Here is a 7,591-nt window from a genome sequence, read left to right as displayed (position 1 = left end):
ATTTCGATGCCGATCGGCCTTGGCGTGGGCCGGAAACTCTGCCTAGACTTCAATCAGACGCGTAGCCGAACTCAGTCGCAGGGTCGGCCAACGGCCGCGGCCGACAGCGATGTCTCCAATCTGGACGGAGGGGACCACGATGACGCGAACAGCATTCGCCTTGCGACTGGTCGGGGCGCTCGCCGCGGCCGGACTGGCCTGCGGAATCGGAACCGCGGCAGCGCAGGACAAGGCCTGCCCCGCCGCCCCGGCGGGGGCACCCGACGCGACCTTCGTCGCCGCCTATGCGGCGAGCCCGCCTTCCTTCGACGAGACGGCCTTCACGATGGAGGTCGAGAACCTGCTGGCCAACGTCTATAGCGGCGACGTCGTCCAGTACAAGCCGGTCTGGTGGGAGCAGTACGGCGTCTGCGGGGCCGGCACGAACCAGGCCGGCGAGAAGCAGGTGACCGGGCGCTGGGCCGAGAGCTGGCAGGAGAGCCCCGACGGCCTCACCTGGACCTTCAATCTGCGCCGGGGCATCAAGAGCTTCGCCGGCAACGAGATGACCTGCGAGGACCTGCGCTGGAGCTGGGCGCGCGGCTTCGAGATGAAGTCGGTCAAGTACTTCTTCACGAAGGTGATGAACCTCGCCTCGATCGACGGCGTCAGCTGCCCGGAACCGCACAAGCTGCAGTTCCGCATCACCGCCCGCAACCCGCTCTTCCTGCAACTCCTGGCGATGAACTACTACGGCGGCCCCTTCGACTCGACCGAGGCGAAGAAGCGGGCGTCGGCGGCCGACCCGTGGGCCAAGGAGTGGCTGAAGACCAACACCGCCGGCTTCGGCCCCTATCACGTCGAGAAGCACACGCCCGGCGAGGAACTGATCCTGGTCCGCAATCCGCACTTCCAGCCGAAGCCGCAGATCGCGCGCGTCGTCATCAAGATCGTGCCGGATTCGGCAACCCGGCTGGCGCTGCTGAAGCGCGGCTCCGTCGACTACGCCATGCGCCTGCGGCAACGCGAGTACAACGAGGTCGCCAAGGACGGGAACCTCAAGCTCGTCCACCACGCCGCCAACTTCATCCCGTATTTCGGCATGGTGCAGACGAACGAGATCATGGCCAAGCCGGCGGTGCGCCGGGCGCTGGCCTGGGCGGTGCCATACGAGGACATCCATCAGAAGGTCTATGGCGGCCAGGGCGAGATCATCCGCTCGATCACGCCCAAGATCTTCCCCAATCAGACGGATGAGTTCTGGCCCTACCGTACCGACCTCGACAAGGCGAAGAAGCTGCTGGCCGAAGCCGGCTACCCGAACGGGTTCCCCATGACCATCGCCTACGACAAGGCGATCTCGGAGATGGAGGAGACCTGCACGCTGATCCGCAGCAACTTCGAGAAGATCGGCATCAAGGTCCAGCTCCAGGGGCTGCCGTCGGCGGTCTATTCCGACAGCAAGTTCCAGCGCAAGCAGATGGCGCATTGCGACAACTTCCAGTGGCCGTGGATCGCCGATACCGGCTACACGGCCTGGGTCTACCTGTCGCATCCGAAGGACAACGTGATGAACGCGGTCCTGCATGACGCGCCCGAGCTCAACAAGCTGACCGAGCTCATGTTCACGACGCCGTACGGCCCGGAGCGGACCCAGATGGATCGCAAGATCCAGCAACTGGTGGCCGAGGAGGTGCCCTGGATCTTCCTCGTCAATCCGGGCTGGCGCGAGGCCATGAAGAAGGGTTGGGACGGGGCCACCTGGTATCCCGACAACAACGTCCACTTCGAACGTCTCTTCAAGACGCAGTGACAACGGGGCGGTCCGGCAGCTGATTGCCGGACCGCATTCCGATCGTCGCGGAACCTCCAGCGGTGCGCTTCCTCCGATATGCGGGCCGACGGCTCCTGGTGCTGCCGCTCCAGCTCCTGGTCGTCTCGCTCATCGTCTTCTTCCTCGTCCGGCAGCTTCCGGGCGACCCGACCTATCTCTATGCCGGCCCCTATGCGACGACCGAGCGGGTCGAGGAGGTGCGCCGCCAGCTCGGCCTCGACCAGCCGGTCTGGGTCCAGTACGCGCGCTATGTCGAGCGCGTCGCGGCCGGTGACTTCGGCACCTCGATGCGCACCGCCCAGCCGGTGATGCAGGATATCCGCCAGCGCTTCCCGGCGACGCTGGAACTGATCCTCTATGCCGTCCTCTTCAGCGTCGTCATCGCCGTGCCGCTCGGCGTCTACACGGCGATCCGCAGTCGCGGCGTGCTCGGGCGCGCCGTCTTCGTCTACGGCATGATGGCGGGCTCGCTGCCGGACTTCTGGTTCGCGCTGCTGGCGATCTTCGTCTTCTTCTACAAGCTGGCCTGGCTGCCGGGACCGATCGGGCGGATCGACCTGATGGTGTCGAAGCCGACCGACATCACCGGCATGTACACGGTGGATTCTCTGCTGACGGCCAACTGGGAGGCGCTGGCCTCGGCCAGTGCGCAGCTCGTGCTCCCGGTCGGCGTGCTGACGCTGGTCTACATGCCGCTGGTGCTCAAGAACGCCCAGTCGGCCATGCAGGAGATGCTGGGCTCGGAGTTCGTGACCTACGCCCGGGCAGCCGGGTTGCCGCGGCGGATGCAGTGGCGCTACGCGCTGTTGAACGCGTTGCCGCCGATCATCACGGTGACCGGCATCCTCACCTGGTTCCTGCTCGGCGGCGCGGTCCTGGTCGAGACGGTGTTCGCCTGGGGCGGCCTCGGCCAGTACGCCGTCCAGTCCGTCGTGAACTCCGACTATGCGGCGCTGCAGGCGGTCGTGCTGCTCTCGGCGGTGTTCACCATGCTCGTCTTCCTGCTCGTCGACCTCGCCTACTTCGTCATCGACCCGCGGATCAAATGACCGCGCCGGCCCCCGCCCAGCTGCAGATCGTCGCGGGGGGCGCGGCGCGCCGCCGCGCCGTTCGCGACTTCCTGCGGTTCACGCGCCGGCGACCTGCGTTCCAGCTCGGCCTCGTCATCGTCGCCGTCAGCCTGTTCCTCGCCGTCTTCGGCCCGACGATCGCACCCTACCCGCCGGAGACGGCGCTGCCCGGGGAGACGCTTCAGCCCCCGTCCGCGGCCCATCCGCTGGGCACCGACGTGTCGAACATGGACATCCTGAGCCGCGTCATCTCGGCGCCGCGCATCGACCTCACGATCGCGCTGGTGTCGACGGCGATCGCGTTCGTCGGCGGCGTCCTGCTCGGCGTCGTGTCGGGCTTCTTCGGGGCCAATCGCGGCGTACCGCGCATGGTGAGCGAGGGCATCATGCGCACGGCCGACATCATCCAGGCCTTTCCGGTCTTCATCTTCGCGCTCGCCCTGGTCGGTTTCCGCGGGCCCGGCATGGAGAACGTCATCGCGGCGCTCGCCTTTCTCAACATTCCCTATTTCCTGCGCATCACCCGCGGCGCGGTGCTGCAGGTGCGCGAGCGTCCCTTCGTCGAGGCACAGCGCTGCGCGGGCGCGTCCGAACTCCGCATCGCCTTCGTCCATGTGATGCCGAACGCGCTGACGGCGCCGATCGCCAACATCTCGCCGACCATCGGCTTCTCGATCCTGCTCACGTCCGGCCTCAGCTTCGTCGGCGCCGGCGTGCCGGTGCCGACGCCCGAATGGGGTTCGATGATCGCCATCGGCGCGCCCAATATGATGACCGGGCAATGGTGGACGGCGCTCTTCCCCGGCATGGCGCTCGGCATCACCATCCTCGGCTACGCGCTGGTCGGCGACGGGCTGCGCGAATATCTCGATCCGGTGCGCAAGCGATGACGGACGAGCTGCTGCGCGTCGAGGCGCTGTCGATCGTCGGCGAGACGGATGCCGGCGCGGTGCCGGTGGTCCAGGAGCTGGCGCTCGCCGTCGGGGCCGGGGAGACGGTCGGGCTCGTCGGCGAATCCGGATCGGGAAAGACGGTGCTCGCGCGCGCGATCCTCGGCCTGGTCGATCCCCCGCTGCGCCGGACCGCCGGGCGCATCGTCTTCGGCGGCCAGGACCTCGCGACGTTCGACGAGGAGGGACTCCGCCGGCTGCGCGGCCGCGACATCGCGCTGACGACGCCGGAGCCGCGCAAGCATCTCAATCCCCTGATGACCGTCGGAGCGCAGATCGCCAACGTCGTCATGGCCCATTCCGACGCCAGCCGGGCCCGCGCGATGGAGCGCACGGTCGAACTGCTGCGAGACGTCGGCATTCCCGATCCCGCGCTCCGCGTCGCGGCCTATCCGCACGAACTGTCGGGCGGCATGTGCCAGCGGGTCATCATCGCCATGGCGCTTGCCCACCGCACCCGCCTGCTGATCGCGGACGAGCCGACCGCCGGCCTCGACGTGACCATCTCGCGCCAGATCCTCGACCAGATCGACGAACTCGTGCGGCAGCACGGCACGTCGCTGCTGCTGGTGTCGCGCGACCTCGGCGTGGTCGCGCACTATTGCCGCCGCATCGCCGTGATGTATGCGGGGCGAATCGTCGAGGTGGCCGAGGTCGAGGCGTTCTTCGACGGTCCGGCACATCCCTACAGCCGGCAACTGCTGCGCGCTGCCACCGCCGCCCGTGATGCGGCCCGGGGCGCGGCGCGGGCGACCCGGCTGCTGCCGCCGGCGCCGTCCGGCTGCGCCTACGCGTCGCGCTGCCCGATCGTCGAGGACGCCTGCCGGGCGGCGGTTCCGGAGCTCTCGGCGGCAGCACCGGACCGGCTCGCGCGCTGCCGCCGCTCGGCCGCCCTGCTGGCCGGGGAGATTGCGGCATGACCGGGGCCGGCGATCCGTTGATCGAGGTCGAGGGCCTCGTGAAGTGGTTCCCGATCGACCGCAGCCGCAAGGTCCAGGCGATCAACGGCGTGTCCTTCCACATTCGCCGCGGCGAGTCCCTGGCGCTGGTCGGGGAGTCGGGGTCCGGCAAGACGACGACCGGCCGCTGCCTCGTCCGCCTGCTGGAGCCGACGGCCGGCAGCGTCCGCTTCGCCGGCCAGGACGTCACGGCGATGGACCTGCGGTCGTTTCGCCGGCTTCGACCGCGCATCCAGATGGTGTTCCAGGAGCCCTACGACTCGCTGAGCCCGCGGATGCGGATCGGCCGCCAGATCGCGGAACCGCTGCGCATGGTGCCGGACCTGTCGGCGGCCGAGCGCGACCGGCGCGTCGTCGAGGCGCTCGACATGGTGCGGCTCGGCCCATCCGCGCTCGAGCGCTACCCGCACCAGTTCTCGGCCGGCGAGCAGCAGCGGATCGGCATCGCCCGCGCGCTGGTGACGGGGCCGGACCTCGTCGTCCTCGACGAGCCGACGAGCGCCCTGGACGTCTCGGTACGGGCGGAGATCCTCGACCTGCTCTCCGACCTCCAGTCGCGGCTCGGTCTCGCCTACCTGTTCATCTCGCACGACCTGACGGCCGTCCGCCGCGTCTCGGACCGGGTGGCGATCATGTATCTCGGCAAGATCGTCGAGACCGGCGAGACCGAGAGCATCTTCGCCGCGCCGCTGCACCCCTACAGCCGGGCCCTGCTGTCGTCGGTGCTCTATCCCGACCCGCGGCAGAAGCCGCCGCGGTTCCTGCTGTCGGGCGAGATCCCGAGCCCGATCGACCTGCCGTCCGGTTGTCATCTTCGCCAGCGCTGTCCCTGGGCCGAGGCGCGCTGCGCCGACTATCCGCCGATGGAGCGGCGCGGGCCGGGCCGCGAGGTGGCCTGCTGGCGGGCCGCCGAGATGGCGGATGCGCACTAGGGAGGACGAGGATCATGACCGACGAGACGACCCTGCCGCACGATGCCGCCCTCGCCGTCGCACGCTGGGCGAGGCTGCCCTGCGACGCGGCGCGCGCCCGCCGGCTCCACCGGCTCCTCGTCGCCCAGAAGGTGCGGATGGCGCGCATCTATGCCGAGGACGTGAGCGGGCTGGAGTTCGACTTCCTGGCGCCGCGGGAGGGCTGAGGCGATGCGCGAGGAGGAACTCGACCGGCTGACCATCGCCGGCGCGGGCCGGGCGATCCGGGCCGGAACCCTGTCGCCCGTGGCCCTGACCGAGGCGACGCTGTCGCGCATCGAACGGCTGCAGCCGCGGCTCGGCGCCTTCATCACCGTGACCGCCGATCTCGCCCGCCGGCAGGCCCTGGACGCCGAGGCGGAGATCGCGGCCGGCCGCTGGCGCGGGCCGCTGCATGGCGTCCCGATCAGCCTCAAGGATCTCTATTGCACCCGGGGCGTGCGCACGACCGCCGGCTCGACGATCCTTGCCGATCATGTCCCCGACTTCGACGCTCCGGCGGCCGCGCGCCTGCGGGACGCCGGGACGGTCCTGGTCGGCAAGACCAACATGCACGAATGGGCCTGCGGCGTGACGAACGACAACCCGTTCTTCGGTCGCTGTCACAACCCATGGAGGCACGGCCACATCCCTGGTGGCTCCTCGGGCGGGTCGGCCGCCGCCGTCGCGACGCGTCAGGGGCTGGCCAGCCTCGGCAGCGACACCGGCGGCTCGATCCGCATCCCGGCCCACATGTGCGGCCTCGTCGGACACAAGCCGACCTACGGACTGGTGCCGCGGTTCGGAGTCTTTCCCGAGAGCTGGTCGTTCGACCATGCCGGGCCGATCGCGCTCACCGCCGAGGACGCGGCCATCGTGCTGGATGCGATCGCGGGGCCCGATCCGCGCGATCCGTCGTGCCTGACCGGCCGGCCGCCGCGGACCAGGCGCACGATCGGCCGCGGCGTCCGGGGGGTGAAGGTCGGCGTCCCGACGGACGTCTATTTCGACGAGTGCCATCCCGAGGTGGCGGCCGCGGTCCGCGCCGCGATCGACGTCTTCGCCCGGCTCGGCGCCGAACCGGTCGAGGTTTCCATCCCGGAGGCCCGGCACGGGCTCGACCTCTGCCTCGTCATCGCCTGGGCGGAGGCGGCCCACTTCCACCGCCGCTGGCTGCAGGAGCGGCCCGGCGACTACGGTCCCGACCTCGTCGACCATCTCGCGTCGGCCTCGGCCTACACCGCGGTCGACTATCTCCAGGCGCAGCAGGTGCGGGCCCGGGTGCGGCGGGCCTACCGCCGCCTGTTCGAGACGGTCGACCTCCTGCTGTCGCCGACCGCGCCGCTGCCGGCGACCCCGCACGGCGTCGAGGCGGTCGAGATCGACGGCAAGCCGGCCTCGGTCCTCGGACTGGCAGCCGGCCTGACGGCAGTCGCCAACGCAACCGGCGAGCCCGCCTGCTCGGTGCCCTGCGGCTTCACGTCCGACGGGCTGCCGATCGGGCTGATGATCCACGGGCCGCATCTGGCCGACCCGCTAGTCCTGCGCGCGGCCCATGCCTATGAGCGCAGCCAGAACTGGCGTCGTCGTCGTCCGCCCGTGTCGTAGACGCAGCGGCGCCCGCGCCGGCCATGACAAGTCCGGCTGGCCATGGCAGGCAGGCCCGTTCTCGCAGGCCGACGGATGTGAAATCGCTGCGACCGGGCGCCCCGCAGTATCGCCGGGTCGGCGCCCAACTGTTCGGCGACTCGACCCGCACTCTTCCGGCACCCGAGGAACTGGTGCCCAGCCTTGTACGGGAGTGGTGTCCCCGGCGGGATTCGAACCCACGGCCCCAGGATTAGGAATC

General features: G+C 69.8%; 7 protein-coding genes. All 7 read left to right on the top strand.

Annotated elements, in window-relative coordinates; genetic code table 11:
• Positions 1-139: 139 nt before the first annotated feature.
• The 7 genes from ACE3Q3_RS21810 (at position 140) to ACE3Q3_RS21780 (ending at position 7,350) form a co-directional block, all read left to right on the top strand.
• Positions 140-1,792 carry an ABC transporter substrate-binding protein gene (locus ACE3Q3_RS21810; protein WP_374449522.1) on the top strand — a complete coding sequence of 551 codons (1,653 nt, stop codon included), beginning with the start codon at positions 140-142 and terminating at the stop codon, positions 1,790-1,792.
• 62 nt (positions 1,793-1,854) lie between these two features.
• Entirely contained in the window at positions 1,855-2,862 is a 1,008-nt protein-coding gene (locus ACE3Q3_RS21805; protein ID WP_374449521.1) for an ABC transporter permease, read from the top strand.
• A complete protein-coding gene (locus tag ACE3Q3_RS21800) occupies positions 2,859-3,773 on the top strand; it encodes an ABC transporter permease (RefSeq protein ID WP_374449520.1) in 915 nt (304 codons plus the stop codon). The genes ACE3Q3_RS21805 and ACE3Q3_RS21800 overlap by 4 nt, the downstream gene beginning before the upstream one ends.
• The gene (locus ACE3Q3_RS21795) at positions 3,770-4,753 is read left to right on the top strand and encodes an ABC transporter ATP-binding protein (protein ID WP_374449519.1); all 984 of its coding nucleotides are present in this window, start codon (positions 3,770-3,772) and stop codon (positions 4,751-4,753) included. Before ACE3Q3_RS21800 ends, ACE3Q3_RS21795 begins: the two co-directional genes overlap by 4 nt.
• Positions 4,750-5,724, top strand: coding sequence for an ABC transporter ATP-binding protein (locus ACE3Q3_RS21790; RefSeq protein WP_374449518.1), 975 nt, complete (start codon positions 4,750-4,752; stop codon positions 5,722-5,724). The genes ACE3Q3_RS21795 and ACE3Q3_RS21790 overlap by 4 nt, the downstream gene beginning before the upstream one ends.
• Before the next feature lie 14 nt (positions 5,725-5,738).
• A complete protein-coding gene (locus tag ACE3Q3_RS21785) occupies positions 5,739-5,930 on the top strand; it encodes a hypothetical protein (RefSeq protein ID WP_374449517.1) in 192 nt (63 codons plus the stop codon).
• Positions 5,931-5,934: 4 nt separating this feature from the next.
• Positions 5,935-7,350 (top strand): amidase, encoded by a 1,416-nt coding sequence (locus ACE3Q3_RS21780; protein WP_374449516.1) that lies wholly within the window; start codon positions 5,935-5,937, stop codon positions 7,348-7,350.
• Positions 7,351-7,591: the final 241 nt, after the last annotated feature.

Origin of the sequence: Allostella sp., assembly GCF_041913585.1 — a bacterium.
In the GTDB taxonomy this organism is placed as follows: domain Bacteria; phylum Pseudomonadota; class Alphaproteobacteria; order ATCC43930; family Allostellaceae; genus Allostella.
The sequence above is the reverse complement of the archived record's forward strand: the minus strand, read 5'-3'. Positions and strand labels throughout refer to the sequence as shown.

What these genes read in the sequence shown, in the direction of transcription:
- ACE3Q3_RS21810 (WP_374449522.1), top strand. Translation starts at nt 140, where the DNA reads ATGACGCGAACAGCATTCGCCTTGCGACTGGTCGGGGCGCTCGCCGCG.
- ACE3Q3_RS21800 (WP_374449520.1), top strand. Translation starts at nt 2,859, where the DNA reads ATGACCGCGCCGGCCCCCGCCCAGCTGCAGATCGTCGCGGGGGGCGCG.
- ACE3Q3_RS21795 (WP_374449519.1), top strand. Translation starts at nt 3,770, where the DNA reads ATGACGGACGAGCTGCTGCGCGTCGAGGCGCTGTCGATCGTCGGCGAG.
- ACE3Q3_RS21790 (WP_374449518.1), top strand. Translation starts at nt 4,750, where the DNA reads ATGACCGGGGCCGGCGATCCGTTGATCGAGGTCGAGGGCCTCGTGAAG.
- ACE3Q3_RS21785 (WP_374449517.1), top strand. Translation starts at nt 5,739, where the DNA reads ATGACCGACGAGACGACCCTGCCGCACGATGCCGCCCTCGCCGTCGCA.
- ACE3Q3_RS21780 (WP_374449516.1), top strand. Translation starts at nt 5,935, where the DNA reads ATGCGCGAGGAGGAACTCGACCGGCTGACCATCGCCGGCGCGGGCCGG.